Below are 25,528 nucleotides of genomic sequence, written 5' to 3'. Positions count from 1 at the left end.
CCCATGCCAGGTTATGGCTGAGGATTATTCTGCAGCGTCAGCAGCAGTCCATCGCGGCGCATAGCGGCGGCTTCTTCCGGCTGATGCAGGCGGTCCAGGGCATCCGCCAGCCAGGCGTAATCAAAGGCATCCGGACGCTGCTTAAGCGCGGCGCGGAAGGCGATGCTGGCCTCCTGCCATTCGCCGTGCCGCATCAGCGACTGGCCCAGGGTGCTCCACAGCAGCGGACGGTCGCCAACGGCTTTGATCTGCTGGCGCAGCACTTTCTCAAGCTGTTCCGGGTTATTGGTCTTCAGACGCGGGATCGGCATCACCAGACGGTCATCATACTGTTTCTTCAGACCATCAATGATAATTTGCTGCGCGGTATCGTGATCGTCGCTCTCGATGAGGCGCTCGGCCATCGCCACCTGCAGCGGCACCATCGCCCGCGTTTTACGGCTCTGGTTGCGCCACCATTCGCGTAGTCCTTCGCTGCCGCCATCGGCCAGCGCTTTATCCATCAGGCCAACCCAGGCCAGCTGTTCCAGCGCCGCGCGGTGCGCTTCATCGCCGACGTTAGCTTTCGCCATCGACGGAATGATGTCCAGCAGCGACTGCCAGGCGCCGGTGCGGGTGTATGCCTGTTCGGCGAGGCGCAGCACTTCCGGATGACGCGGGGTAATTTCCAGCAGCTTATCGATGCCATGGCGCGCAGCGTGATTTTCATTACGCGCCAGCTGCAGGCGAACGCGAGTGATTTCCACCGGGATCAGGTCATCGCCCGCCAGCTCGGTGGCGCGCTCCAGATGCTGGTTGGCCCGCGCTTCATCGCCGCGCTGCTGGGCCGCTTCCGCCGCCAGCAGATAGTTCACCACCGGCTGTTCGGCGTGATCGGCATTTTTCGCCATCAGCTTCTCAACCTGCTGGTAATCACCTTCCGCCAGCTTAAGCAGCGCTTGCTCGGTTTGCTTACGCGCGCGACGGCGTTTACGGCCGACAAACCAGCCGCGCGTATGCGCCCCGGTGCGGAAAATGCGGCGCAGCAGCCATTCAATGGCGAACAGCACCACCATGGCGAGGATCAGGATGATCACCAGCCCGGTCACGCTGGTCTCGATATTGTAATTATCGGTCTGGATCAGGACGTAGCCCTGATGCCCGGCGATCATCGGGCCAAGCACGATCCCGGCGATCAACAGTGCGAAGAGTAAAAGAATTTTCAGCATGCGTTACTCTCCTTGCGGCGCAGCGGGGGCGGCCGGCGCAGCAGGTGCGGGCGAAGGCGCGCCGCCCGCGGTAACGGCAGGCTGCGCCATCAGGTTGCGCACTCGGGTCTGCATCAGTTTTTCCAGCAACGCCTGGCTCTGCAGCGTTTCCGGCACCGTCATGGTAATGCTTTGCTGACTGAGCTTATCCACCTCGTCGAGGAAGGCTTTGGTGGTGGCGTCATCGGTATCATAATAGGCGCGTACCCAGGTCGAGACGTTATCCAGCGACTGTTTCCAGGTCTCTTCCTGATGGCGCGGAACTGCCTGCGCGGCGACCAGCAGGCGAGAGCGAATATTTTCCCGCAGATAGATATCCTGATTCGGCGCCAGCAGCGGGACCGCCGTTTCATCGCGGCGGCGCACGGTGATAAAGCTGTCCATAAAGTTCTGCCAGCTTTTCTGCAGGTTGACGCGCCATTCGCTGATAGAGCTGGAAAGCTCATCGCTATCAGCGTCCATCGGCGAATCGTCATCGTTATTATCGGCCAGCCGCAGGTTATCGATTTGGTTCGCCAGCTGATTAACCTTGAGGATCATGCCGTCGTAGTCCACCTGGCTTACCGCGGAGAGGGTGGCGATGTCGTCGGTGATCGCCCGGCGGGCGCCGATGAGGCTTGGGTCGTTCATGTCGGCGAGGCTGGCGTCAGCGCTTTTCAGCAGCGCGGCGGCGGTGGTGACATCCTGATCGCTCCACAGCTTACGTCCCGCCAGCTTGACGAGGAAGTCGGCCTGGGCCAGCAGCCAGGTTTTGGCATCGCTACCGGAAATCACCGCCACTTTTTGCTGCAGCTCATCCAACTGTTTGGCCAGCGTCTCCTGCTGGTGTTTGGCTTCGTTTAGCTGGTCGGCCTGCTGTTTGATAACACCTTCCAGTTCACTTTTTTGATTTTCCTGCGCTTTTTGCAGCGCCGCGACCTGGCTTGCTAATTCAGAGGTAGTTGCGTTTTGCCGCGTGGCCTGTTGTTTATTCAGGCCATACAGGCCGATGCCGGCGGCTATCGCAATGGCGATAGCGATCGCGCTGAGCGCCAGGCTGGTTTTATTGCCTGCCTTCTTCTTCTCAGTGTTCTCTGGCTGTGGTGTGGTCTCCACGGCCTCCCTGGTCTCTTCAACCACGGCGGATTGATTTTGTTGTTCCGTCATTATGGCTTCCAATGTTGAGAGTTATTGTAATGCGCGTAGCAGCGCATCGTTGTCGGCGCTATCGGCAACCTGAATCTCCTGCCAGCCCAGTTCCCGGGCCTGAAGGGCCAGACGTTCGCTGACAACGACAACGCGGCAGTGCAGGAGCCACTGTTCGCGATACCATTGCGGTATTAACGACCATAGCTGCTGCAGCATCTCGCCGCTGGTGACCACCAGCGTGGTGACTCCGCGAGATTGCCAGCGCATCGCTTCTTCTGCGCCATCGTAATGTTTTGCACTACGTTGATAACATTCACAAAATGTGACCCTGGCGCCGCGCTCGGTCAGCGTCGCGCCTAAGAGTTCCCGTCCGCCATTGCCGCGTAGGATCAGCGCATTTTTCCCGGCAATGTTTTGTAATTCAGGTAATTGTAGCAAGACTTCGCTAATTTCCCGATCTAACGGGTAATGGATATGCTGCCCACTGACCGTATGCAGGGCCAGCGCCGTCGTGCGGCCAATGGCAAAATAGCGCGGAGAAGTGGGCCAGGGCAGGCCCTGCTGCTGCAGACGGGCATGGGCGAATTCCACCGCATGCTGGGATAGCGCAAATAGCAGATCGTCGGGCCCCAGTCGGGCAAGCGCATCGCCCAGCGCGGGAAGCTCCCTGCCAGGCGTAAATTCTATCAGCGGAAAGCTCCAGGCCACGCGTCCCATGGCCCGCAGACGGCTGACCAGCGCTTCTCCTTGCGGTAGTGGACGAGTGACCAGGATGCTCATCGCGGGGCTTCTCCATCATAAACCGCCGCGAGAATCTCGCGGGCGCCATTATCCAGAAGCTCTTCCGCCAGCGAGATGCCGAGGGCTTCCGCTTGTTCCGCTGGCCCGCGTCGTTCGCCGCGCACCAGCTGTGAACCATCCGGAGCGCCAACCAGCGCCCGCAGCCACAGTTCCCCGTCCTTCAGTTCCGCATAGCTGCCGATCGGCACCTGGCAGCCGCCTTCGAGGCGGGTGTTCATCGCCCGCTCGGCGCGCACGCGCACCGCCGTTTCCGTATGGTTGAGAGGCGCTAACAGCCCCCGGGTCCATGCATCATCAAGACGGCATTCGATGCCGACCGCGCCCTGGCCGACCGCCGGCAGAGATTGCTCAGGCGACAGCGGCTGGCGAATACGCGCTTCCAGCTGCAGGCGCTTCAGGCCGGCGGCGGCGAGGATGATGGCGTCGTACTCGCCGTTATCCAGCTTACTCAGCCGGGTACCGACGTTACCGCGCAGAGAGCGGATCGCCAGGTCCGGACGGGTGGCGGCCAGCTGGCACTGACGGCGTAAACTTGACGTGCCAACGACGCTGCCGGCCGGCAGTTCGTCAATCGAGGCATAGCGATTGGAGACAAACGCGTCGCGCGGATCGTCGCGCTCGCAGATAGTCACCAGCCCCAGGCCCTCCGGGAATTCCACCGGCACATCTTTCATCGAATGGACGGCGATATCGGCGCGCCCTTCGAGCATGGCGAGCTCTAACTCTTTCACAAATAAGCCTTTGCCCCCCACCTTTGCCAGCGGAGTATCAAGGATGACATCCCCGCGCGTGACCATCGGCACCAGCTCGACCTTCAGTCCGGGATGCGCTTGTTCCAGGCGCGCTTTAACATACTGCGCCTGCCATAGCGCAAGCGGGCTTTGCCGTGTGGCAATTTTCAAAACTTTGTCTAACATGCTTGTTACCGTCATTATCGACCACTATCCATCCTAACATTGTTGTCTTACGGATGTTAGTTTTCACGGTTTATGTGGGAGGTGGCTCCGGCCCACTCTTTTTTAACCTTTCATGCGCGTGGCGGTTGCCGGAGGCGTAGTGAGGAATTTACAGGTAATAAACGGTGCTACACTTGTATGTAGCGCATCTTTCTTTACGGTCAATGAGCAAGGTGTTAAATTGATCACGTTTTAAACCATTTGTCAGTCCGCTGCTCATCACAACCACACCGACGACGAATGGTGACGGTTTTTGTTGAAATACTGAAATCCTCCGTACTATTGTACCTCGGGTTTTTGAACATCAGGCGATATGTCTTGTACCTCTATATTGAGACACTGAAACAGAGACTGGATGCCATCAACCAATTGCGCGTGGATCGCGCGCTTGCTGCCATGGGACCCGCTTTCCAGCAGGTTTACAGTCTACTGCCAACGTTATTACATTATCATCACCCGCTGATGCCGGGTTACCTTGACGGTAACGTTCCCCGTGGCATTTGCCTCTACACGCCTGATGAAACCCAACGCCACTATCTTGAAGAACTGGAACTGCATCGCGGTATGCAGACTCAGGAGCCGCCGAAAGGCGAGCTGCCGATCACCGGCGTCTACTCGATGGGCAGTACTTCCTCCGTCGGCCAGAGCTGCTCTTCCGATCTTGATATCTGGGTATGTCACCAGGCCTGGCTGGATAGCGAAGAGCGCCAGCTGCTGCAGCGAAAATGCAGCCTGCTTGAGAGCTGGGCTGCCTCGCTCGGCGTGGAAGTCAGCTTCTTCCTGATCGACGAAAACCGTTTCCGTCATAACGAAAGCGGTAGCCTCGGCGGCGAAGACTGCGGTTCGACCCAGCATATCCTGTTGCTTGATGAGTTCTACCGCACCGCGGTGCGCCTCGCCGGCAAGCGTATTCTGTGGAATATGGTGCCGTGCGATGAAGAAGAGCATTACGATGATTACGTGATGGGGCTGTATGCCCAGGGCGTGCTGACGCCTAACGAATGGCTCGATCTCGGCGGCCTCAGTTCGCTGTCGGCGGAAGAGTACTTCGGCGCCAGCCTGTGGCAGCTGTATAAAAGTATCGACTCCCCCTATAAAGCGGTGCTGAAAACGCTGCTGCTGGAAGCCTACTCCTGGGAATACCCCAATAACCGCCTGTTAGCGAAAGATATCAAACAGCGTTTGCACGACGGGGAGATTGTCTCCTTCGGCCTCGACCCGTACTGCATGATGCTGGAGCGCGTGACCACCTATCTGCAGGCCATCGAAGATGAAACCCGCCTCGATCTGGTGCGCCGCTGCTTCTACCTGAAAGTTTGTGAAAAACTCAGCCGCGAACGCGCCTGCGTCGGCTGGCGTCGCGAAGTCGTCAGCCAGTTGGTGAATGCCTGGGGCTGGGACGAAAAGCGTCTGATGATGCTCGACAACCGCGCCAACTGGAAAATCGATGAAGTGCGCAAGGCGCACAACGAACTGCTCGACGCCATGATGCAGAGCTATCGTAATCTGATCCGCTTCGCGCGGCGCAATAACCTTAGCGTCTCCGCCAGCCCGCAGGATATTGGCGTGCTGACCCGTAAGCTGTATGCGGCCTTTGAAGCGCTGCCGGGGAAAGTGACGCTGGTAAACCCGCAAATTTCGCCGGATCTGTCGGAACCGAACCTGACCTTTATCCACGTGCCGCCGGGCCGCGCCAACCGTACCGGTTGGTATCTGTACAACCGCGCGCCGGACATGGAATCGATCATCAGCCATCAGCCGCTGGAATATAACCGTTATCTTAATAAGCTGGTGGCCTGGGCCTGGTTTAACGGCCTGCTGACCTCACGCACCCGCCTGTTTATTAAGGGCAACGGCATCGTCGATCTGGCGAAGCTGCAGGAGATGGTGGCTGACGTGTCGCACCACTTCCCGCTGCGCCTGCCGGCGCCGACGCCAAAGGCGCTGTACAGCCCGTGCGAAATCCGCCACCTGGCGATTATCGTCAACCTCGAATATGACCCAACCGCGGCCTTCCGCAACCAGGTGGTGCACTTCGATTTCCGTAAGCTGGATGTTTTCAGCTTCGGCGAAGAGCAAAAATGCCTGATCGGCAGCGTCGACCTGCTGTATCGCAACTCGTGGAACGAAGTGCGTACGCTGCACTTTAACGGCGAGCAGGCGATGATCGAGGCGCTGAAAACGATCCTCGGCAAAATGCACCAGGACGCCGCGCCGCCGGACAGCGTGGAGGTGTTCTGCTATAGCCAGCACCTGCGCGGCCTGATCCGCACCCGCGTGCAGCAGATGATCTCCGAATGTATCGAACTGCGTCTCTCCAGTACCCGCCAGGATACCGGGCGCTTCAAAGCGCTGCGCGTCTCCGGCCAGACGTGGGGGCTGTTCTTCGAGCGGCTTAACGTTTCGGTGCAGAAGCTGGAAAACGCCATTGAGTTCTACGGCGCTATCTCGCACAACAAGCTGCACGGGCTGTCGGTGCAGGTGGAAACCAATCACGTTAAGCTGCCGGCGGTGGTGGATGGCTTCGCCAGCGAAGGGATTATTCAGTTCTTCTTTGAAGACGCGGATAACAACGACAGCGGCTTTAACATCTATATTCTTGATGAGAGCAACCGCGCCGAGGTCTATCATCACTGCGAGGGCAGTAAAGAGGAGCTGGTGCGCGACGTCAGCCGCTTCTATTCGTCATCGCACGATCGTTTCACCTACGGCTCCAGCTTCATCAACTTCAACCTGCCGCAGTTCTATCAGATTGTCGAAGTAGACGGGCGCACCCAGGTGATCCCTTTCCGCACCCAGGCGATTGCCGCCGCGATACCCACCAGCCAGGACGTTACCGCCTCGCCGGTGCTGCAGCAGCGCTACTCGTAGATTTGGCCCGGATAAGGCGCGATGCGCCGCTATCCGGGAAACACGTCATTAACGGAACTTCACCGCCTCACCGGCCTGCTGGCTCGCCGCCTGCTCCAGCAGATCCCAGAAGGTTTCGCCGCTGCGATCGCAGATCCACTCGTCGCCTTTGAGATCGAAGTGATAGCCGCCCTGTTTGGTGGCCAGCCACACCTGGTGCAGCGGCTCCTGACGGTTAATAATGATTTTGCTGCCGTTTTCAAAGCTGATGGTCAGCACGCCGCCGTTGATTTCGCAGTCGATGTCGCTATCGCCGTCCCAGTCGTCCAGACGTTCTTCGATGGTCATCCACAGGCTATCGGCCAGGCGATGGAATTCACTGTCGTTCATAATTTGATTCTGCTTTTTTGATTTTTGAAGATGGGTCGCAGTATAGCGCGAAACAAAAGCGCGCGCAGTCGGATGCTAAAGGCTTGCTTTTACGTCTTCTCCTGCGATGATAGAAAGCAGAAAGAATGAATCACGGGCAACTATCAATGAAAAACGTTTTTCCTACGCTTGCCGTTTTGTTTGCGATCTTCAGCCTGACCGGCTGCGGTCTGAAAGGGCCTCTCTATTTCCCACCGGCGGACAAAACCGCGCCGCCGCCGACCAAACCGGTTAACCCTGGCATTCAGAGCGCAACGCCGGATCGTAACGATCGTGGCGATACCGGTGGTCCGAGCCAGGTCAATTACTAACGATAACGTTCTGTTCCGCGCAACTGGAGTAGATGATGCAGTTCTCTAAAATGCATGGCCTTGGCAACGATTTTATGGTCGTTGACGCGGTAACGCAGAATGTTTTTTTCTCGCCGGAGCTGATTCGCCGCCTGGCGGATCGCCACCTTGGCGTCGGGTTCGATCAGCTATTGGTCGTCGAACCGCCCTACGATCCGGATCTGGATTTCCACTACCGGATCTTTAACGCCGACGGCAGCGAAGTGTCGCAGTGCGGCAACGGCGCGCGCTGTTTTGCCCGCTTCGTCCGGCTGAAAGGCCTGACCAATAAACGTGATATCCGCGTGAGTACGGCCAACGGGCGTATGGTATTAAGCGTAACGGAAGACGATCTGGTGCGGGTGAACATGGGCGAGCCCAACTTCGAGCCGTCCCAGGTGCCGTTCCGCGCCAACAAAGCGGAAAAGACCTATATCATGCGTGCCGCCGAGCAGACAGTATTGTGCGGCGTGGTGTCCATGGGAAATCCGCACTGCGTCATCCAGGTTGATGATGTGGATACGGCGGCGGTGGAAACTCTCGGCCCGGTGATGGAAAGCCATGAGCGTTTTCCGGAGCGCGCCAATATCGGCTTTATGCAGGTGGTCGGTCGGTCTCATATCCGTCTGCGCGTCTACGAACGCGGCGCGGGGGAAACCCAGGCCTGCGGCAGCGGCGCCTGCGCCGCGGTGGCGGTGGGGATCCAGCAGGGGCTGCTGGCGGAAACGGTACGCGTGGAATTACCCGGCGGTCGTCTTGATATCGCCTGGAAAGGCCCGGGCCAGCCGCTGTTTATGACCGGCCCGGCGGCCCATGTCTATGATGGATTTATTCATTTATGAAACCAATCGGGGAAGAACAGCAGGAGGTTGCCAGCGCGTTGAACGATCGCGCAGTGGTGGACTATCTGTTGCAACATCCTGAATTTTTTATTCGTAATGCCGCCCAGGTCGAACATCTCCGCGTCCCGCATCCGGTCCGCGGTACGATTTCGCTGGTGGAGTGGCACATGATGCGGGCGCGTAACCATATTCATGTGCTGGAAGAAAATATGTCGCTGCTGATGGAGCAGGCGGTCGCTAATGAAAGCCTGTTCCAGCGCCTGCTGCAGCTGCAAACGCGGCTGGCGGCGGCGGAGAGCCTTGACGATATGCTCAACCGCCTTCACCGCTGGGCACGCGAGCTGGGGCTGGCGGGCGCCACGGTGCGCCTGTTTCCTGACTGCTGGCGCCTCGGCGCGCCCTCGAAGTTTACCCATCTGGCATTAAACCGGCAGGCGTTTGAGCCGATCCGTATTCAACGTCTGGGCCAGGCGCGCCACTATCTTGGACCGCTGAACGGCCCGGAGCTGCTGGTGGTGCTGCCGGAGGCGAAGGCCATTGGGTCTGTGGCGATATCGCTGCTGGGGGGCGATAATGCCCCGGGGGTGATGCTCTTCAGCAGCCGCGATGCGCAGCATTATCAGCCAGGGCAGGGGACGCAGCTGTTGCAGGAGATTGCCCAGATGCTGCCCGGCCTGCTGGAGCGCTGGATTGAACGCGCATGACCGATTCTCCTCTCTTCTCCGCCGTCGCCCGCTTTCTTCGCCATCTTGGCGTTGAACGCCAGCTCAGCCCGATCACGTTACTGAATTACCAGCGACAGCTGGACGCGCTGATCGCCCTGGCGGATGAGGCGGGCCTGAAAAGCTGGTCGCAGTGCGATGCCGCTCAGGTGCGAAGCTTTGCGGTGCGTAGTCGCCGCGCGGGGTTAGGCCCGGCAAGCCTGGCGCTTCGCCTGTCGGCGCTGCGCAGTTTCTTCGACTGGCTGGTCGGCCAGGGCGAGCTCAGCGCCAATCCGGCGAAGGGGATTGCCGCGCCGAAAATTCCCCGCCACCTGCCAAAAAATATTGACGTCGATGACGTCAATCGACTGCTGGATATCGATCTCAACGATCCGCTGGCGGTGCGCGATCGGGCGATGCTGGAGGTGATGTACGGCGCGGGATTGCGTTTGTCCGAACTGGTCAACCTGGATATCAAACACCTCGATCTCGAAAGCGGTGAGGTCTGGGTGATGGGCAAAGGCAGCAAAGAGCGCCGTTTACCGATCGGTCGCAACGCGGTGGCATGGATTGAGCACTGGCTGGATTTGCGCGGCCTGTTCGGTACCGACGACGACGCGCTGTTTTTGTCGAAGCTGGGCAAACGTATTTCGGCGCGTAACGTACAGAAGCGATTCGCCGAGTGGGGCATTAAGCAGGGGCTGAACAGCCATGTGCACCCGCACAAGCTGCGCCACTCCTTTGCCACCCATATGCTGGAGTCGAGCGGCGATCTGCGCGGCGTGCAGGAGCTGCTGGGGCATGCTAACCTCTCCACCACCCAAATCTATACCCATCTTGATTTTCAACACCTTGCCTCGGTGTACGATGCCGCGCATCCGCGCGCTAAACGGGGGAAATAATGCGTTTTTACCGACCTCTGGGCCAGATTTCCGCGCTGACGTTTGACCTGGACGATACCCTTTACGATAACCGCCCGGTGATTGACCGGACGATGCACGAGTCGCTGGCCTTTGTGCGCAGCTACCATCCTTCGCTCAGCCAGTTCGACGCCCATGAGCTTAATCAGCTGCGTCAGACGCTGCTGGCTGCTGAACCTGAGATTTATCATGACGTGACCGTCTGGCGCCACCGTGCGCTGGAGTTAGGTATGCGTAATGCCGGGCTCTCCGCCGAAGCGGCGAAAGCGGGGGCCGATGCGGCGATGGAACACTTCGCTCACTGGCGCAGCCGCGTCGATGTTCCGCAGGAGACCCACGATACGCTGGCGAAGCTGGCGGAGAAGTGGCCGCTGGTGGCGATTACCAATGGCAACGCCCGCCCGGAACTGTTCGGTCTGAGCGACTATTTCCGCTTCGTGCTGCGCGCCGGGCCGGATGGCCGCTCCAAGCCGTTTGCCGACATGTACCACCTTGCGGCGGAGCGTCTGAATGTGCCGCTCGGGCAGATTCTGCACGTCGGCGATGATCTGACCACCGACGTGGCCGGCGCTATTCGCTGTGGGATGCAGGCCTGCTGGATCAAACCGCAAGGCGCGGACCTGATGCACACCGCGGACAGCCGCCTGCTGCCGCATATTGAAATTTCACGGTTGGCATCTCTGACCTCGCTGATATAATCACCAGTCACTCTGTATATATTAACAGGGGTTCGTGGAACCCCTTCTCTTCCGGCGGTGCCAATGGACGTTTCTTACCTGCTCGACAGCCTTAATGACAAACAGCGTGAAGCCGTAGCGGCCTCGCGCACCAATATGCTGGTTCTGGCAGGGGCGGGCAGTGGTAAGACGCGCGTTCTGGTGCACCGTATCGCCTGGCTGCTGAGCGTGGAGAACTGTTCCCCGTATTCCATTATGGCGGTGACCTTTACCAACAAAGCGGCGGCGGAGATGCGTCACCGTATCGGCCAGCTGATGGGCACCACCCAGGGCGGCATGTGGGTGGGCACCTTCCACGGCCTGGCGCACCGTTTGCTGCGCGCGCACCATCTGGATGCCAACCTGCCGCAGGACTTCCAAATCCTCGACAGCGAAGACCAGCTGCGTCTGCTGAAGCGTCTGATTAAGGCGATGAACCTCGATGAGAAACAGTGGCCGCCGCGCCAGGCGATGTGGTACATCAACAGCCAGAAAGATGAAGGGCTGCGCCCGCATCATATTCAGAGCTACGGCAACCCGGTCGAGCAGACCTGGCAGAAGGTCTATCAGGCCTATCAGGAAGCCTGCGACCGCGCCGGGCTGGTGGATTTCGCCGAGCTGCTGCTGCGCGCCCACGAGCTGTGGCTGAACAAACCGCATATCCTGCAGCACTATCGTGAGCGTTTCACCAATATCCTTGTCGATGAATTTCAGGACACCAACAACATCCAGTACGCCTGGATCCGCCTGCTGGCGGGCGATACCGGCAAAGTGATGATCGTTGGCGATGATGACCAGTCGATTTATGGCTGGCGCGGCGCGCAGGTCGAGAACATTCAGCGCTTCCTCAACGACTTCCCCGGCGCGGAAACCATCCGCCTGGAGCAGAACTATCGCTCGACCAGCAATATTCTCAGCGCTGCCAACGCCCTGATTGAAAACAACAACGGTCGGCTGGGCAAAAAGCTGTGGACCGACGGCGCCGACGGCGAGCCGATTTCGCTGTACTGCGCCTTCAACGATCTCGACGAAGCGCGCTTTGTGGTGAACCGAATTAAAACCTGGCAGGAGAACGGCGGCGCGCTGGAGCAATGCGCCATTCTCTATCGCAGTAACGCCCAGTCGCGCGTGCTGGAAGAGGCCCTCCTGCAGGCCAGCATGCCGTACCGTATCTACGGCGGCATGCGCTTCTTCGAGCGTCAGGAAATCAAAGACGCGCTCTCTTACCTGCGCCTTATCGCCAACCGCAACGACGACGCGGCGTTCGAGCGAGTGGTTAATACGCCGACCCGCGGCATTGGCGACCGCACGCTGGACGTGGTGCGCCAGACGTCGCGCGATCGCCAGCTGACGCTGTGGCAGGCCAGTCGCGAGCTATTGAAAGAAAAAGCGCTGGCCGGTCGCGCCGCCAGCGCCCTGCAGCGCTTTATGGAGCTGATTGACGCGCTGGCGCAGGAGACCACCGATATGCCGCTGCACGTTCAGACCGATCGGGTGATTAAAGACTCCGGCCTGCGCGCGATGTACGAGCAGGAGAAAGGCGAGAAGGGCCAGACCCGTATTGAAAACTTAGAGGAGCTGGTGACGGCGACGCGCCAGTTCAGCTACAACGAAGAAGATGAAGATCTGATGCCGCTGCAGGCGTTCCTCTCCCACGCCGCGCTGGAAGCGGGCGAGGGGCAGGCGGACACCTGGCAGGACGCGGTTCAGCTGATGACCCTGCACTCGGCGAAAGGGCTGGAGTTCCCGCAGGTGTTCATCGTCGGCGTCGAAGAAGGGATGTTCCCGAGCCAGATGGCCCTAGATGAAGGCGGCCGCCTGGAGGAGGAGCGTCGCCTGGCCTACGTCGGCGTAACGCGCGCCATGCAGAAGCTGACGCTGACCTATGCGGAAACCCGCCGTCTGTACGGGAAAGAGGTTTATCACCGCCCGTCGCGCTTTATCGGCGAGCTGCCGCAGGAGTGCGTAGAAGAAGTGCGTCTGCGAGCCACGGTGAGCCGCCCGGTAAACCATCAGCGACTGGGCGCGCCGATTGCCGAGAGCGATACCGGCTACAAGTTAGGCCAGCGCGTACGGCATCCGAAGTTTGGCGAAGGCACTATTGTCAACCTCGAAGGCAGCGGCGAGCACAGCCGACTGCAGGTGGCTTTTCAGGGCCAGGGAATCAAATGGCTGGTGGCGGCTTACGCCCGGCTGGAGGCAGTGTAACTTTAAGAAAAATATCATTATTTTGTAATATTCTGCTACCTTTATACGTTAAGGCGCCTGATTTGCGCTTTCGCGTTCCGTTGCGTGTTGACGCCGATTTTGCGCTGGCGTAACATGCGCGCACGATTACGCTAAGAGGACATTCGCCTTGGACACACCCAGTAGATGCTGGCTCAACTTCCTGTCATTCAGGAACAACTCCTAAGGCTATCCTCTTATGCTGATAGCCTTAGCGGTTGTCAGCGACCTGCCCCATTCCCGTCGCGCTGAGTCAGGCTTAATGGTCTGAAACCCAATTTGTTTCTGTGTGCCCACCGAACTGTCCGATAATTTTTTTGCATTGGGAGTCCCGGTCATGCTGAGCGCATTTCAACTGGAAAACAATCGTTTAACGCGCCTGGAAGCCGATGAGATCAAACACCTCGCCAGCTCGGTGTGGGTCGATCTGGTCGAGCCTGACGACGATGAGCGAAGCCGCGTGCAGACGGAACTGGGTCAAAACCTGGCGACGCGCCCGGAACTGGAAGATATCGAAGCCTCCGCGCGTTTCTTTGAAGATGAAGACGGGTTACACATCCACTCGTTCTTCTTTTTTGAAGATGCCGACGATCACGCCGGCAACTCTACCGTGGCGTTTACCATCCGCGAAGGCCGCCTGTTCACACTGCGCGAGCGCGAACTACCCGCTTTCCGCCTCTACCGTATGCGCGTGCGTAACCAGACGCTGGTCGACGGCAACGCCTACGAACTGCTGCTCGACCTGTTCGAGACCAAAATCGAGCAGCTGGCGGATGAAATTGAAAACATCTACAGCGACCTGGAAAAGCTGAGCCGCGTCATTATGGAAGGCCATCAGGGCGACGAGTACGACGAAGCGCTGTCGACGCTGGCGGAACTGGAAGATATCGGCTGGAAGGGGCGACTCTGTCTGATGGATACCCAGCGCGCGCTGAACTTCCTCGTGCGCAAGGCGCGCCTGCCGGCGGGCCAGCTGGAGCAGGCGCGGGAGATCCTGCGCGATATCGAATCTCTGCTGCCGCACAACGAATCGCTGTTCCAGAAGGTGAACTTCCTGATGCAGGCGGCGATGGGTTTTATCAATATCGAGCAGAACCGCATCATCAAGATCTTCTCGGTGGTCTCGGTGGTATTCCTGCCGCCAACTCTGGTGGCCTCCAGTTACGGGATGAACTTTGAATTTATGCCCGAACTACACTGGAGCTTTGGTTATCCGGGAGCCATCGTGTTTATGATGCTGGCCGGCCTGGCGCCATATCTCTACTTCAAGCGTAAAAACTGGCTGTAAAAAAAGGGAGCGTCGGCTCCCTTCTTTACTGGCTGATGCAGGCTTAGCCTCTGCGCAACCGGCGTTGGGTATACAGCGCATCGACGATAAACACCGCCAGCGCGACCCAGATAAAGCCAAAGGTCACCATTTTATCCTTGCCCGGCACTTCGCCGTAGAACGTCACCGCCAGCAGGAACATCAGCGTTGGGCCGATGTACTGGAAAAAGCCCAGCGTGGAGAGCCGCAGACGCGTTGCCGCCCCGGTAAAGCACAGCAAAGGGATGGTGGTCACCACGCCCGCGGCCATCAGCAGCAGATTGAGCGACCAGGGGTTCTCGCCCATATGGCTGGTCGGGCTGTCGGTGATGCCGAACAACCAGATTGCCGCCACCGGCAGCAGCCACAGCGTTTCCACCAGCATGCCGGTTTGCGCATCGACAGCAATTTTCTTTCGCACCAGGCCGTAAAAGGCAAAACTGAAAGCCAGCCCAAGACCGATTATCGGCAGCGAACCAAAGGTCCACAGCTGGACCAGCACGCCGCAAAAGGCGAGGAGCACCGCCAGCCACTGCAGACGACGGAAGCGTTCGCCGAGGAAAATCATCCCCAACAAAATATTCACCAGCGGGTTGATAAAGTAGCCGAGGCTGGCTTCCAGCATATGGTGGTTATTCACCGCCCAGATGAACAACAGCCAGTTACCGCCGACCAGCACTGCCGAGAGCGCCAGCAGGAAGATCTTGCGCGGCGTTTTCAGCAGCTTTTTCACCTGTGGCCACTGGCGGCTGACGCTGATGAGCGCCACCATGAAGAAGAAAGACCAGATCACGCGATGGGTCAAAATTTCATCGGCGGGAACATAGTAGATAAGTTTGAAGTACGCTGGCGCGATACCCCAGATAAAGTAGGCGGCGAGGGCCAGAATGATCCCCAACCGCGTCTGTTTCGCATCCATCGGTAAAATCCATTGCCAAAGAGAGTGATGTTACTCGATTTTGGCCAATCAACCCACCATATAGGTGGCCGTTGCGCTGGCAATATAGACCTGAGCTTCGTTATGCAGTTCCACGCGGGCAACCGCCACTTTATTGCCGGCGCGCAGCAGGGTGCTGGTGGCGGTAAATCGTTCGCCGCGGCCCGGACGCAGGTAGTCCACGCGCAGGTCGATGGTTCCCATACGGGAAAGCCGTTGGCGCAACTCTTCTTCGTTGATGGTGTCATGGCGGGTAAGGGTACTGCCGACGCAGACCAGGCCAGCGGCAACGTCCAGCGCGGAGGCGATCACCCCGCCATGCAGAATGCTTTGCGCCCAGTTGCCGACCATCATCGGCTGATTATTAAAGCTAAGCTGGGCAAACGCTTTTTCGTAGCGTTCCAGTTCGAGACCGAGGGCGCGGTTAAACGGCATGTGATAGACGAAAATCTCCCCTACCAGTTTCAGGGCTGCTTCGGCAGTAAGTTCAGACATAACACCGGTTCCATTCGTTAATAAAATGTTGATTTTATGCTTCTAAAATATTGATTTCCACTTTCGGAGCGGATTAGGGGGCAGGTGATTAATAAACAGGTAGAATGGCTTCAGGTTAAACAAAAATAAAAACTATTTTTCAGGAGACCAGCATGCGTATCTCTTTGGCCTGCCTGGTGGCGCTGTGCGCGCTACCGGCCGGTGTTATGGCGCAGGACGCGTCGGTACACGACAAACCGGCAGTGCGCGGCAGCATTATCGCCAACCTGCTCCAGGACCATGATAATCCTTTCCTGCTCTACCCTTATGAGAGCAACTATCTGCTCTATACGTGGACCAGCGACCTCAATAAAGAGGCGATCCGCAGTTATGACTGGGCCGAAAATGCCCGTAAAGATGAAGTGAAGTTTCAGCTAAGCCTGGCGTTCCCGCTGTGGCGCGGTATCCTGGGCGATAATTCGCTGCTGGGCGCGTCCTATACCCAGAAATCCTGGTGGCAGCTCTCTAACAGCAAAGAGTCGGCGCCGTTTCGCGAAACCAATTATGAACCCCAGCTGTTTTTGGGCTTTGCGACCGACTACCAGTTTGCCGGCTGGACGCTGCGCGATATCGAGATGGGGTATAACCACGACTCGAATGGGCGTTCCGACCCCACCTCGCGCAGCTGGAATCGGCTTTATGCCCGCCTGATGGCGCAAAACGGTAACTGGCTGGTGGAAGTGAAGCCCTGGTATGTGGTGGGCAACACCGATGATAACCCGGATATCACCAAATATATGGGCTATTACCGGCTGAAGGTGGGCTACCAGCTGGGAGAGGCGATCCTCAGCGCGCAGGGGCAATACAACTGGAACACCGGCTACGGCGGGGCGGAACTTGGCGTGAGCTATCCCATTACCAAACATGTTCGCGCCTATACGCAGATCTACAGCGGCTATGGCGAGTCGCTTATCGACTATAACTTTAACCAAACGCGCGTCGGCGTCGGGCTAATGCTCAACGATCTGTTTTAATCGTTGCACTCTGGCTCGCAGGCGCTGAAAATAGCGCCTGTTTTCTTTTCAGGCAAATGGGGTCAACGTGGCACAGGCGGAAGTATTAAATCAGGAATCGCTGGCTAAGCAGGTTTTACAAGAGACCTTCGGCTACCAGCAGTTCCGTCCTGGCCAGGAAACGATTATCGAGACGGCGCTCGAAGGCCGGGACTGCCTGGTGGTCATGCCGACCGGTGGCGGCAAGTCGCTGTGCTATCAGGTGCCGGCGCTGGTCATGGGCGGTCTGACGGTCGTGGTCTCACCGCTGATCTCGCTGATGAAGGACCAGGTCGATCAGCTGCTGGCCAACGGCGTGGCGGCGGCTTGTCTGAACTCGACGCAAAGCCGCGAGCAGCAGCAGGAGGTGATGGCCGGCTGCCGCAGCGGGCAGGTTCGTCTGCTGTATATCGCGCCGGAACGGCTGATGCTGGATAACTTTCTTGAGCATCTGGCGAACTGGAACCTGGCGATGCTGGCGGTAGACGAGGCGCACTGTATCTCGCAGTGGGGCCATGACTTCCGTCCGGAATATGCCGCGCTGGGCCAGCTGCGTCAGCGGATGCCGCAGATCCCGTTTATGGCGTTGACCGCCACCGCCGATGATACCACCCGCCGCGATATCGTCCGCCTGCTGGGGCTTAACGATCCGCTGATTCAGGTCAGCAGCTTCGACCGGCCAAACATCCGCTATATGCTGATGGAGAAATTCAAGCCGCTCGATCAGCTGATGCGCTACGTTCAGGAGCAGCGCGGCAAATCGGGCATTATCTACTGCAACAGCCGTTCGAAAGTGGAAGACACCGCCGCCAGGCTGCAAAGCCGCGGTATTAGCGCGGCGGCTTACCATGCCGGTCTGGAAAACGACGTGCGCGCCGAGGTGCAGGAGAAATTCCAGCGCGACGATCTGCAGATCGTGGTGGCGACGGTGGCCTTCGGGATGGGCATTAACAAGCCGAACGTCCGCTTTGTGGTGCATTTTGATATTCCGCGCAATATTGAATCCTACTATCAGGAGACCGGCCGCGCCGGGCGTGATGGCCTGCCGGCGGAAGCGATGCTGTTTTACGATCCGGCGGATATGGCGTGGCTGCGCCGCTGTCTGGAAGAAAAACCCGCCGGGCCGCTACAGGATATCGAACGGCATAAGCTGAATGCGATGGGGGCGTTTGCCGAAGCGCAGACCTGTCGCCGTCTGGTGCTGCTGAACTATTTTGGCGAAGGGCGTCAGGAGCCGTGCGGCAACTGCGATATCTGTCTTGACCCGCCAAAGCAGTACGATGGCTTAATGGACGCCCGCAAGGCGCTTTCAACGATTTACCGGGTCAATCAACGCTTCGGAATGGGTTACGTGGTGGAGGTCCTGCGCGGGGCCAACAACCAGCGCATCCGAGAGATGGGCCACGATAAGCTGCCGGTTTACGGTATCGGCCGGGAGCAAAGTCACGAGCACTGGGTGAGCGTGATCCGCCAGCTGATCCACCTTGGGCTGGTGACGCAGAATATCGCCCAGCACTCCGCGCTGCAGCTGACCGAAGCCGCGCGACCGGTGCTGCGTGGCGAAGTGCCGCTGCAGCTCGCCGTGCCGCGTATCGTGGCGCTGAAGCCAAAGGCGATGCAGAAATCCTTTGGCGGCAATTACGACCGTAAACTGTTCGCCAAGCTGCGCAAATTACGTAAAGCGATCGCCGACGAAGAGAACATCCCGCCATATGTGGTCTTCAACGACGCGACGCTTATCGAGATGGCCGAACAATCGCCGCTGACCGCCGGCGAAATGCTCAGCGTCAACGGCGTGGGGACACGCAAGCTCGAGCGTTTCGGGAAGCCGTTTATGGCGCTGATTCGGGCGCATGTTGATGGCGACGATGAGTAGTCAGCTGGCTGAAAAAGTGCCAGAATAGTTTCTCTCTTCATTATTTTCCTGCGAGTTAACTATGCTGATGCTTTTCCTCACCGTGGCGCTGGTGCATATCATTGCGCTGATGAGCCCGGGGCCGGACTTTTTCTTTGTCTCACAAACGGCCATCAGCCGCTCGCGCAGAGAGGCGATGATGGGTGTGCTGGGGATCACCTGCGGCGTCATGGTCTGGGCGGGAGTGGCGCTGCTCGGCCTGAACCTGATCCTCGCCCGGATGGCGTGGCTGCATAACATTATAATGGTCGGCGGGGGCCTGTATCTATGCTGGATGGGCTACCAGATGCTGCGTGGCGCGCTGAAAAAAGAGAAGGTGGCCTCGGCGGAGCCGCAGGTGGAGCTGGCCCGCAGCGGACGCAGCTTCGTGAAGGGATTGCTGACCAATCTGGCGAATCCGAAAGCGATTATCTACTTCGGCTCGGTGTTTTCGCTGTTCGTGGGTGACAGCGTCGGCGCCGGCGCGCGCTGGGGCATTTTCCTGCTGATTATCGTTGAGACGCTGGCCTGGTTTATGGTGGTTGCCAGCCTGTTCGCCCTGCCGGGGATGCGCCGCGGCTATCAGCGGATGGCGAAGTGGATCGACGGTATCGCCGGTACGCTGTTTGCGGGCTTCGGCATCCACCTGATTATCTCGCGTTAACCGGCATGCTGTTTCCCACCCGGTTGTTTCCGGGTGGGAAAGTATCAGTGGCGAAGCCGCTGCAGCTCGTCTTCAGACAGACCGGTCATTTCCATAATCGCCTGGTCATCAATACCGCGATTGCGCATCGCTTCGGCAACCTGCACCAGAGCCTGGTGTTTCCCTTCTTTTATGCCTTGCTGTACGCCTTCCCTGATGCCTTTCTCCATACCTTCTGCAAGCCATGTTTCCGCCAGCGTCATCAGTAATCCTCCATGCTGCGGCACGCGCTGTGCCAGCCCGTACAAGAGTGTCCGAGTATCTTCGGCATCCCCTGCCTGAGCCATATAGTTTACCAATACGGTGATTTGTTGTCCGCTCATCTGCTCCAGCATTAAGAGGTGGGTCAACTTATCCAGCAATTGCGCCATATCGCGCTGGCGGATGTGCTTTTGCACCAGCGTCAGGGCTGCCATGCTGCGGTGCTGCATGATGTCGTCGTCGGGGATCACCGTGATATCGACCAGCGGAAACGCCCCGCTATAGAGCTGGCTGGCGGTCTCAGGATCGGCAAAATTATCCAGCCAGCGCATCGACCAGGGATAGGGGCTGCGTCGTCCCTGATAGAAGAGAATAGGGATAACCAGAGGCAGCGTTTTATGGCCGCTCTCCAGGTGCCGCTGCATGGCGGCGATGGCATAGCGCATTAAGCGAAAGGCCATCAGCTTATCGGGTGCGCTCTGGTGCTCGATCAGAACATGGACATAGCCCGCACCGCGGGTGGTTTCCAGCGAATAAAGGATATCGCTGTAGTAAGGTCTGAGATCGTCTTCGAGAAAGCTGCCGGATTCCAGACGCAGGGTGTCCAGTTTGCAGATCTGTGTTAACGACGGAGGCAGGTGGAGCTCGATAAAATCGCGCGCCGTCTCTGCCCGTGAGAGAAAAGTTTTAAATACCGCATCATGAGGGGTCGCCGTTTCCGCCATTGCCGTTCATCCGTGAATCACGTATCTGGCGGCATCCTGGCACGGCGGGTTCAGCGCCGACAGCGGGCAAAAAAATTAATTACCCACTTTGCGCGCCGGCTCGCGCAGAGAGAAAGCGTCGTTCACCTCGCGAACCTCTCTTTGCGAGCGAGATTCCATGATTCAGGCATGGCGGGCGGAGGCGAGCAGCGCCCCGACCAGCATAAACAGTGAACCAAAGACTTTGTTCAACGCCTTCATCTGCTTTGGCCCTTTGATCCATGCGGAAATGCGCTGCGCCAGGGTCGCATAGCCAATCATCACAATGATATCGACGACGATGGTGGTGACGCCCAGAACGAGATATTGCATCACCTGCGGCTGGTGCGGCAGGATAAACTGCGGAAACAGGGCGGCCAGAAAAACAATGCTTTTGGGATTGGTGAGATTTACGAACACCGCGCGCTGGAACAGTTTGCCGCGCGTCTGCGCCTTCGCCAGCGTATTCAGGTCGATCGCCCCTGCCGCCCGCCATTGCTGGATACCCAGCCAGATCAGGTAGGCGGCGCCGGCCCATTTTAGCACCTCAAAGGCCAGCACCGAGCGGGAGAAGAGAGTGCCGAGACCAACGCCAACCAGCACGATATGAATGGCCAGCCCGGTCTGCAAACCGGCAATCGACGCCGCCGCGCCGCGGTATCCGTGGTTAATGGAGGTGGTCATGGTATTAATCGCTCCGGAACCCGGCGACAGGCTGAGAATAATTGATGTCAGCAGGTAGGCGAACCACCACTCAATGGTCATGAGAAACTCCCTGATTGTCTGTTTTTATGCCACAATACGCTATTGTGTCAGCATTGTGTGATACACGGTAAAAAAACGATTTTCAGCGGTTAACAGGGGTGTAAACCCGATGTTTGGGCAGAAAAAGGACTGGGAAACACGAGAAAACGCGTTTGCGGCCTTTAGCATGGGGCCGCTGACGGATTTCTGGCGACAGCGCGAAGAAGCTGAATTTAAAGGCGTCGACGATGTACCGGTACGCTTTGTCCGCTTTTGCGCGCAACATAACGATCGTCTGGTGTTGATTTGCCCCGGGCGCATTGAAAGCTACGTGAAGTATGCTGAAGTGGCCTACGATCTCTTTCACTGCGGCTTTGACGTGATGATCATTGACCATCGCGGGCAGGGACGCTCGGGCCGCCTGCTCTCAGATACCCACCGCGGACACGTGGTTAACTTCAGCGACTATGTTGATGACCTGGCCGCGCTCTGGCAGCAGCAGGTGGTTCCTGGACACTGGCGAAAACGGTTTATCCTTGCCCATTCTATGGGCGGAGCGATTGCCACGCTTTTTCTGCAACGTTACCGGGCGCATTGCGATGCAATAGCGCTCTGCGCGCCGATGTTCGGGATTATCATTCGGCTGCCGGACTGGATGGTGCGCCATATTCTCGACTGGGCTGAGGGCCATCAGCGCATTCGCGAAGAGTATGCTATCGGCACCGGGCGCTGGCGGGCGCTGCCTTTTGCCGTTAACGTGCTGACGCACAGTCGGCAACGCTATCGTCGCAACCTGCGCTTCTATGCCGATGAGCCGCGGCTGCAGGTCGGCGGTCCGACCTGGCACTGGGTGCGTGAGGGCATGCTGGCCGGCGACGAAGTGCTGGCGAATGTGGAAAAAGATACCGCCCCGACGCTGCTTTTACAGGCGGAGGAGGAGCGGGTGGTCGATAATCTGATGCACGACCGCTATTGCGAATTACGGGCCGCTGCCGGCCATCCCTGTGAGGGCGGTAAGCCGCTCGTCATTGAAGGGGCATATCATGAGATCCTTTTTGAAAAGGACGCTATGCGCTCAGTCGCGCTCAATGCCATCGTCGAGTTTTTCAATCGACATACTTAATCCGACGATAACGCTCGTCGCCCTGCTTAGAGGTTAACTTTTTTATGTACCAGGTTGTTGCGTCTGATTTAGACGGCACGCTGCTTTCCCCCGATCATTTCCTGACCCCGTATGCCAAAGAGACGCTGAAGCTGCTTACCGCCCGTGGGATCAATTTCGTCTTCGCCACCGGCCGTCACTACATCGACGTCGGGCAAATCCGCGATAATCTCGGCATCCGGTCGTACATGATCACCTCTAACGGCGCCCGCGTTCACGATAGCGATGGTCAGCAAATCTTTGCCCATAACCTCGATCGCGATATTGCCGCCGACCTGTTTGAGATCGTGCGTAACGACCCGAAAATCGTCACTAACGTTTATCGGGAAGACGAGTGGTATATGAACCGCCATCGTCCGGAAGAGATGCGCTTCTTCAAGGAGGCGGTGTTTAACTACAAGCTGTATGAGCCGGGCGAACTGGATCCGCAGGGGATCAGCAAAGTATTCTTTACCTGCGAGGATCATGAGCATCTGCTGCCGCTGGAGCAGGCGATGAACGCCCGCTGGGGCGATCGGGTGAACGTCAGCTTCTCCACCTTAACCTGCCTGGAAGTTATGGCGGGTGGGGTATCGAAGGGGCATGCGCTGGAGGCGGTGGCGAAGATGCTCGGCTACACTCTTTCCGATTGCATCGCCTTCGGCGACGGTATGAACGACGCTGAGATGCTGTCGATGGCTGGCAAAGGCTGCATCATGGCCAACGCCCACCAGCGGCTGAAGGATCTGCATCCGGAACTGGAAGTGATCGGCAGTAACGCCGACGATGCTGTCCCGCACTACCTGCGTAAGCTATACCTCGACTGAAAAAGATTGACGACTGGCGAATAAGTGTCCAGTCGTCAACCTGACTCTTCGCTACAATGCCTGTTCTTTATCCAACGAGACGACCATTGTGGCGCTGTTAATTATCACCACTATCCTGTGGGCCTTTTCTTTTAGCCTGATTGGCGAATACCTGGCCGGTAGCGTCGACAGCTATTTTTCGGTGCTGATGCGCGTGGGCCTGGCGGCGCTGGTGTTCCTGCCTTTCCTGCGCACGCGCGGCCAGTCGCCGCGCACGATCGTGCTCTATATGCTGGTGGGCGCGATGCAGCTAGGCATCATGTACCTGCTGGCTTTCCGCGCCTATCTCTATCTGACGGTCTCGGAATTTCTGCTGTTTACCGTGTTTACTCCCCTGTATATCACACTGATCTACGACCTGCTCAGCGGACGTAAGCTGCGCTGGGGCTATCTGCTGAGTGCCGCGCTGGCGGTGCTGGGGGCGGCGATTATCCGCTATGACAAAGTCAGCGATCATTTCTGGACCGGGCTGTTACTGGTACAGCTGTCAAACCTCTGCTTCGCCATCGGTATGGTGGGGTATAAGCGTCTGATGGAGGTGCGTCCGATGCCGCAGCACAATGCCTTTGCCTGGTTCTATGTCGGGGCCTTTATCGTGGCGGTGGCGGCGTGGTTTATGCTCGGCAACGCCCAGAAGCTGCCGACCACCACGCTGCAGTGGAGCGTGCTGGTGTGGCTCGGCGTGGTGGCTTCCGGGCTGGGTTACTTTATGTGGAACTATGGCGCCACCCAGGTGGATGCCGGCACGCTGGGGATCATGAATAACGTCCATGTCCCCGCCGGGCTGCTGGTTAACCTTGCCATCTGGCAGGAGCAGCCGCACTGGCCGAGCTTTATTAGCGGAGCGTTGGTGATCCTGGCCTCGCTGTGGGTCCATCGCCGCTGGGTCGCTCCGCACTCCGGACAAACGGCAGATGATCGCAGGCGTGGTTCCGCGCAGAGCGAATAAACGCTTCGGTGACCGGTTGACGCTGTTCGCCATCGCGAACGGCCGCGTACAACCGGCTCCATAATCCCTCACCCAGGGTTTTGGTGACCACCAGGCCCTGGCGTTCAAAGCTTTCCACCACCCAGTGCGGCAGCGCGGCGATGCCCATCCGGGCAGCCACCATCTGGATCAACAACAGCGTGTTATCGACGCTTTTCAGCTGCGGGCTGATGCCGGCCGGCTGCAGGAAGTGGCGCCAGATATCGAGGCGCCCGCGCTGCACGGGATAAATCAACAGCGTTTCCGCGGCCAGATCCTCCGGGGTAACCAGCGTCTTCATAGCTAACGGATGCTCGGGCGCCAGCACCAGACGCACCTCAAAATCAAACATCGGCGAGTAGTGCAGGCCGCTGCGCGGCAGAATATCGGAGGTCATCACCAGATCCAGTTCACCCTGCTGCAGCGCAGGCTGTGGGTCGAAGGTGACGCCGGAATGGAAGTCGACCTCCACATGTGGCCAGCGGGCGCGGAAATTCTCCAGCGCCGGCGTCAGCCACTGAATACAGCTGTGACATTCGATAGCCAGCCTCAGCCGGGTCTGCTGTGGTTCGTTACAGTCCTGCAGGGCGCGAGCGATCTGCGGCAGCACCTGGTTGGCCAGCTGTAAGAGGATTTCCCCCTGAGGAGTAAAACGCAGCGGCTGGCTCTTACGCACAAAGAGACGAAAGCCAAGGCGCTGTTCCAGATCGCTGAACTGGTGAGACAAGGCGGACTGGGTCTGGTGCAGGGCCGCTGCCGCACCCGCCAGTGAACCGCTGTTCCGCAACGCTTGCAGCGTTTTCAGATGTTTAATTTCGATCATGAAAGTCCTTCACTTCGCCATGAGCAATTTGCGCTTGAGGAATATACAGTAACTGTCAATTATGGATGTGTAAACATCTGGACGTCTAAAACTCGTCATATTTCGACTTGCAGATGCGTTGGCTGCCTTGCTTACCCCAGTCACTTCCTTCAGTAAGCTCCTGGGGATGCGCATCGTTGCCGCCTTCCTGCAAGCCGAACTATTGAGATTTTTTCTTCAGATTCAATGAAATAAGAGAGGAACATAAATGACAATTATTAACCACACCCTCGGTTTTCCTCGCGTTGGCCTGCGCCGCGAGCTGAAAAAAGCGCAAGAGAGCTACTGGGCGGGCAACGCCACTCGCGAGGAACTGCTGGCGGTAGGCCGTGAGCTGCGCGCCCGTCACTGGAAGCAGCAGAAACAGGCGGGCGTTGATCTGCTGCCGGTGGGGGATTTCGCCTGGTACGACCATGTTCTGACTACCAGCCTGCTGCTTGGCAACGTGCCGGCTCGTCATCAGAACAAAGACGGATCCATCGACATCGATACC

General features: G+C 58.3%; 25 protein-coding genes and 1 pseudogene. 16 read left to right on the top strand and 10 right to left on the bottom strand.

Going from position 1 to position 25,528, the window contains the following annotated elements; all coding sequences use genetic code 11:
• Nucleotides 1-11: 11 nt before the first annotated feature.
• From hemY to hemC, 4 genes are read right to left on the bottom strand one after another with little or no spacing between them, the layout of a single operon-like run.
• Nucleotides 12-1,208, bottom strand: coding sequence for a protoheme IX biogenesis protein HemY (hemY, locus tag HMPREF9538_RS24770; RefSeq protein ID WP_009483984.1), 1,197 nt, complete (start codon nucleotides 1,206-1,208; stop codon nucleotides 12-14).
• Between the two features lie 3 nt (nucleotides 1,209-1,211).
• Entirely contained in the window at nucleotides 1,212-2,393 is a 1,182-nt protein-coding gene (gene hemX, locus HMPREF9538_RS24775; RefSeq protein ID WP_004150429.1) for a uroporphyrinogen-III C-methyltransferase, read from the bottom strand.
• 21 nt (nucleotides 2,394-2,414) lie between these two features.
• A complete protein-coding gene (hemD, locus tag HMPREF9538_RS24780) occupies nucleotides 2,415-3,155 on the bottom strand; it encodes a uroporphyrinogen-III synthase (RefSeq protein ID WP_002883380.1) in 741 nt (246 codons plus the stop codon).
• Entirely contained in the window at nucleotides 3,152-4,093 is a 942-nt protein-coding gene (gene hemC / locus HMPREF9538_RS24785) for a hydroxymethylbilane synthase (protein ID WP_002883381.1), read from the bottom strand. The genes hemD and hemC overlap by 4 nt, the downstream gene beginning before the upstream one ends.
• Before the next feature lie 357 nt (nucleotides 4,094-4,450).
• Here hemC and cyaA point away from each other — a divergent pair, with 357 nt between their 5' ends.
• Nucleotides 4,451-7,003 carry a class I adenylate cyclase gene (gene cyaA / locus HMPREF9538_RS24790; protein WP_002883383.1) on the top strand — a complete coding sequence of 851 codons (2,553 nt, stop codon included), beginning with the start codon at nucleotides 4,451-4,453 and terminating at the stop codon, nucleotides 7,001-7,003.
• Nucleotides 7,004-7,051: 48 nt separating this feature from the next.
• Here cyaA and cyaY read toward each other — a convergent pair whose 3' ends face one another.
• Nucleotides 7,052-7,372, bottom strand: a complete 321-nt coding sequence (gene cyaY, locus HMPREF9538_RS24795) for an iron donor protein CyaY (RefSeq protein ID WP_004146487.1) — start codon at nucleotides 7,370-7,372, stop codon at nucleotides 7,052-7,054.
• A gap of 146 nt (nucleotides 7,373-7,518) precedes the next feature.
• Here cyaY and lptM point away from each other — a divergent pair, with 146 nt between their 5' ends.
• The 8 genes from lptM (at nucleotide 7,519) to corA (ending at nucleotide 14,433) form a co-directional block, all read left to right on the top strand.
• Nucleotides 7,519-7,722, top strand: a complete 204-nt coding sequence (lptM, locus tag HMPREF9538_RS24800) for an LPS translocon maturation chaperone LptM (protein ID WP_002883392.1) — start codon at nucleotides 7,519-7,521, stop codon at nucleotides 7,720-7,722.
• Between the two features lie 35 nt (nucleotides 7,723-7,757).
• A complete protein-coding gene (gene dapF / locus HMPREF9538_RS24805) occupies nucleotides 7,758-8,582 on the top strand; it encodes a diaminopimelate epimerase (protein WP_002883394.1) in 825 nt (274 codons plus the stop codon).
• On the top strand, nucleotides 8,579-9,286 hold the full coding sequence (locus HMPREF9538_RS24810) for a DUF484 domain-containing protein (protein ID WP_002883395.1): 708 nt from the start codon (nucleotides 8,579-8,581) through the stop codon (nucleotides 9,284-9,286). Before dapF ends, HMPREF9538_RS24810 begins: the two co-directional genes overlap by 4 nt.
• The gene (xerC, locus tag HMPREF9538_RS24815; protein ID WP_002883396.1) at nucleotides 9,283-10,185 is read left to right on the top strand and encodes a tyrosine recombinase XerC; all 903 of its coding nucleotides are present in this window, start codon (nucleotides 9,283-9,285) and stop codon (nucleotides 10,183-10,185) included. The genes HMPREF9538_RS24810 and xerC overlap by 4 nt, the downstream gene beginning before the upstream one ends.
• Nucleotides 10,185-10,901 carry a 5-amino-6-(5-phospho-D-ribitylamino)uracil phosphatase YigB gene (gene yigB / locus HMPREF9538_RS24820; RefSeq protein ID WP_004146477.1) on the top strand — a complete coding sequence of 239 codons (717 nt, stop codon included), beginning with the start codon at nucleotides 10,185-10,187 and terminating at the stop codon, nucleotides 10,899-10,901. Before xerC ends, yigB begins: the two co-directional genes overlap by 1 nt.
• A 63-nt stretch (nucleotides 10,902-10,964) precedes the next feature.
• The gene (gene uvrD, locus HMPREF9538_RS24825) at nucleotides 10,965-13,127 is read left to right on the top strand and encodes a DNA helicase II (protein ID WP_002883398.1); all 2,163 of its coding nucleotides are present in this window, start codon (nucleotides 10,965-10,967) and stop codon (nucleotides 13,125-13,127) included.
• 148 nt (nucleotides 13,128-13,275) lie between these two features.
• Nucleotides 13,276-13,332 (top strand): YsgD/CorL family protein, encoded by a 57-nt coding sequence (ysgD, locus tag HMPREF9538_RS33280; RefSeq protein WP_349815745.1) that lies wholly within the window; start codon nucleotides 13,276-13,278, stop codon nucleotides 13,330-13,332.
• A gap of 150 nt (nucleotides 13,333-13,482) precedes the next feature.
• A complete protein-coding gene (corA, locus tag HMPREF9538_RS24830; RefSeq protein ID WP_009483983.1) occupies nucleotides 13,483-14,433 on the top strand; it encodes a magnesium/cobalt transporter CorA in 951 nt (316 codons plus the stop codon).
• A gap of 43 nt (nucleotides 14,434-14,476) precedes the next feature.
• Here the strand turns inward: corA and rarD are convergent, their stop codons facing one another.
• A complete protein-coding gene (gene rarD, locus HMPREF9538_RS24835; RefSeq protein WP_004187777.1) occupies nucleotides 14,477-15,370 on the bottom strand; it encodes an EamA family transporter RarD in 894 nt (297 codons plus the stop codon).
• Nucleotides 15,371-15,418: 48 nt separating this feature from the next.
• Nucleotides 15,419-15,883 (bottom strand): acyl-CoA thioesterase YigI, encoded by a 465-nt coding sequence (yigI, locus tag HMPREF9538_RS24840; protein ID WP_002883404.1) that lies wholly within the window; start codon nucleotides 15,881-15,883, stop codon nucleotides 15,419-15,421.
• A gap of 152 nt (nucleotides 15,884-16,035) precedes the next feature.
• On the opposite strand from yigI, the gene pldA reads away from it, so the two are divergent.
• The 3 genes from pldA (at nucleotide 16,036) to rhtC (ending at nucleotide 19,472) form a co-directional block, all read left to right on the top strand.
• The gene (gene pldA, locus HMPREF9538_RS24845; protein ID WP_002883408.1) at nucleotides 16,036-16,896 is read left to right on the top strand and encodes a phospholipase A; all 861 of its coding nucleotides are present in this window, start codon (nucleotides 16,036-16,038) and stop codon (nucleotides 16,894-16,896) included.
• A gap of 67 nt (nucleotides 16,897-16,963) precedes the next feature.
• Nucleotides 16,964-18,790 (top strand): ATP-dependent DNA helicase RecQ, encoded by a 1,827-nt coding sequence (gene recQ / locus HMPREF9538_RS24850; RefSeq protein ID WP_004213315.1) that lies wholly within the window; start codon nucleotides 16,964-16,966, stop codon nucleotides 18,788-18,790.
• 61 nt (nucleotides 18,791-18,851) lie between these two features.
• The gene (rhtC, locus tag HMPREF9538_RS24855; protein ID WP_004152056.1) at nucleotides 18,852-19,472 is read left to right on the top strand and encodes a threonine export protein RhtC; all 621 of its coding nucleotides are present in this window, start codon (nucleotides 18,852-18,854) and stop codon (nucleotides 19,470-19,472) included.
• Nucleotides 19,473-19,516: 44 nt separating this feature from the next.
• Here the strand turns inward: rhtC and HMPREF9538_RS24860 are convergent, their stop codons facing one another.
• Nucleotides 19,517-20,437 (bottom strand): Rpn family recombination-promoting nuclease/putative transposase, encoded by a 921-nt coding sequence (locus HMPREF9538_RS24860; protein ID WP_009483982.1) that lies wholly within the window; start codon nucleotides 20,435-20,437, stop codon nucleotides 19,517-19,519.
• A gap of 162 nt (nucleotides 20,438-20,599) precedes the next feature.
• Nucleotides 20,600-21,220, bottom strand: coding sequence for a homoserine/homoserine lactone efflux protein (rhtB, locus tag HMPREF9538_RS24865; RefSeq protein ID WP_002883411.1), 621 nt, complete (start codon nucleotides 21,218-21,220; stop codon nucleotides 20,600-20,602).
• A 109-nt stretch (nucleotides 21,221-21,329) separates the two neighbouring features.
• Here rhtB and pldB point away from each other — a divergent pair, with 109 nt between their 5' ends.
• The 3 genes from pldB (at nucleotide 21,330) to HMPREF9538_RS24880 (ending at nucleotide 24,155) form a co-directional block, all read left to right on the top strand.
• On the top strand, nucleotides 21,330-22,322 hold the full coding sequence (gene pldB, locus HMPREF9538_RS24870) for a lysophospholipase L2 (RefSeq protein WP_002883412.1): 993 nt from the start codon (nucleotides 21,330-21,332) through the stop codon (nucleotides 22,320-22,322).
• Between the two features lie 44 nt (nucleotides 22,323-22,366).
• A complete protein-coding gene (gene yigL / locus HMPREF9538_RS24875) occupies nucleotides 22,367-23,167 on the top strand; it encodes a sugar/pyridoxal phosphate phosphatase YigL (RefSeq protein ID WP_004146466.1) in 801 nt (266 codons plus the stop codon).
• Nucleotides 23,168-23,255: 88 nt separating this feature from the next.
• Nucleotides 23,256-24,155, top strand: coding sequence for a carboxylate/amino acid/amine transporter (locus HMPREF9538_RS24880; protein WP_002883414.1), 900 nt, complete (start codon nucleotides 23,256-23,258; stop codon nucleotides 24,153-24,155).
• Here the strand turns inward: HMPREF9538_RS24880 and metR are convergent.
• Nucleotides 24,043-24,996 (bottom strand): HTH-type transcriptional regulator MetR, encoded by a 954-nt coding sequence (gene metR / locus HMPREF9538_RS24885; RefSeq protein WP_002883415.1) that lies wholly within the window; start codon nucleotides 24,994-24,996, stop codon nucleotides 24,043-24,045. The two genes, HMPREF9538_RS24880 and metR, sit on opposite strands and share 113 nt — an antisense overlap.
• A 247-nt stretch (nucleotides 24,997-25,243) precedes the next feature.
• Between metR and HMPREF9538_RS24890 the strand changes: the two are divergent.
• Nucleotides 25,244-25,528 (top strand): annotated as a pseudogene (locus tag HMPREF9538_RS24890) (5-methyltetrahydropteroyltriglutamate--homocysteine S-methyltransferase); the annotation flags it as partial.

It is taken from the genome of Klebsiella sp. MS 92-3 (genome assembly GCF_000195655.1).
Lineage (GTDB): Bacteria > Pseudomonadota > Gammaproteobacteria > Enterobacterales > Enterobacteriaceae > Klebsiella > Klebsiella pneumoniae.
The sequence above is the reverse complement of the archived record's forward strand: the minus strand, read 5'-3'. Positions and strand labels throughout refer to the sequence as shown.

Bases quoted from the DNA above. Each gene is read 5' to 3' on its own strand.
- yigB (WP_004146477.1), top strand. From the start codon at position 10,185: ATGCGTTTTTACCGACCTCTGGGCCAGATTTCCGCGCTGACGTTTGAC.
- yigL (WP_004146466.1), top strand. From the start codon at position 22,367: ATGTACCAGGTTGTTGCGTCTGATTTAGACGGCACGCTGCTTTCCCCC.
- corA (WP_009483983.1), top strand. From the start codon at position 13,483: ATGCTGAGCGCATTTCAACTGGAAAACAATCGTTTAACGCGCCTGGAA.
- HMPREF9538_RS24810 (WP_002883395.1), top strand. From the start codon at position 8,579: ATGAAACCAATCGGGGAAGAACAGCAGGAGGTTGCCAGCGCGTTGAAC.
- lptM (WP_002883392.1), top strand. From the start codon at position 7,519: ATGAAAAACGTTTTTCCTACGCTTGCCGTTTTGTTTGCGATCTTCAGC.
- uvrD (WP_002883398.1), top strand. From the start codon at position 10,965: ATGGACGTTTCTTACCTGCTCGACAGCCTTAATGACAAACAGCGTGAA.
- rarD (WP_004187777.1), bottom strand. From the start codon at position 15,370: ATGGATGCGAAACAGACGCGGTTGGGGATCATTCTGGCCCTCGCCGCC.
- hemX (WP_004150429.1), bottom strand. From the start codon at position 2,393: ATGACGGAACAACAAAATCAATCCGCCGTGGTTGAAGAGACCAGGGAG.
- hemY (WP_009483984.1), bottom strand. From the start codon at position 1,208: ATGCTGAAAATTCTTTTACTCTTCGCACTGTTGATCGCCGGGATCGTG.
- rhtB (WP_002883411.1), bottom strand. From the start codon at position 21,220: ATGACCATTGAGTGGTGGTTCGCCTACCTGCTGACATCAATTATTCTC.
- metR (WP_002883415.1), bottom strand. From the start codon at position 24,996: ATGATCGAAATTAAACATCTGAAAACGCTGCAAGCGTTGCGGAACAGC.
- yigI (WP_002883404.1), bottom strand. From the start codon at position 15,883: ATGTCTGAACTTACTGCCGAAGCAGCCCTGAAACTGGTAGGGGAGATT.
- cyaY (WP_004146487.1), bottom strand. From the start codon at position 7,372: ATGAACGACAGTGAATTCCATCGCCTGGCCGATAGCCTGTGGATGACC.
- xerC (WP_002883396.1), top strand. From the start codon at position 9,283: ATGACCGATTCTCCTCTCTTCTCCGCCGTCGCCCGCTTTCTTCGCCAT.
- hemD (WP_002883380.1), bottom strand. From the start codon at position 3,155: ATGAGCATCCTGGTCACTCGTCCACTACCGCAAGGAGAAGCGCTGGTC.
- pldA (WP_002883408.1), top strand. From the start codon at position 16,036: ATGCGTATCTCTTTGGCCTGCCTGGTGGCGCTGTGCGCGCTACCGGCC.
- pldB (WP_002883412.1), top strand. From the start codon at position 21,330: ATGTTTGGGCAGAAAAAGGACTGGGAAACACGAGAAAACGCGTTTGCG.
- HMPREF9538_RS24860 (WP_009483982.1), bottom strand. From the start codon at position 20,437: ATGGCGGAAACGGCGACCCCTCATGATGCGGTATTTAAAACTTTTCTC.
- rhtC (WP_004152056.1), top strand. From the start codon at position 18,852: ATGCTGATGCTTTTCCTCACCGTGGCGCTGGTGCATATCATTGCGCTG.
- hemC (WP_002883381.1), bottom strand. From the start codon at position 4,093: ATGTTAGACAAAGTTTTGAAAATTGCCACACGGCAAAGCCCGCTTGCG.
- dapF (WP_002883394.1), top strand. From the start codon at position 7,758: ATGCAGTTCTCTAAAATGCATGGCCTTGGCAACGATTTTATGGTCGTT.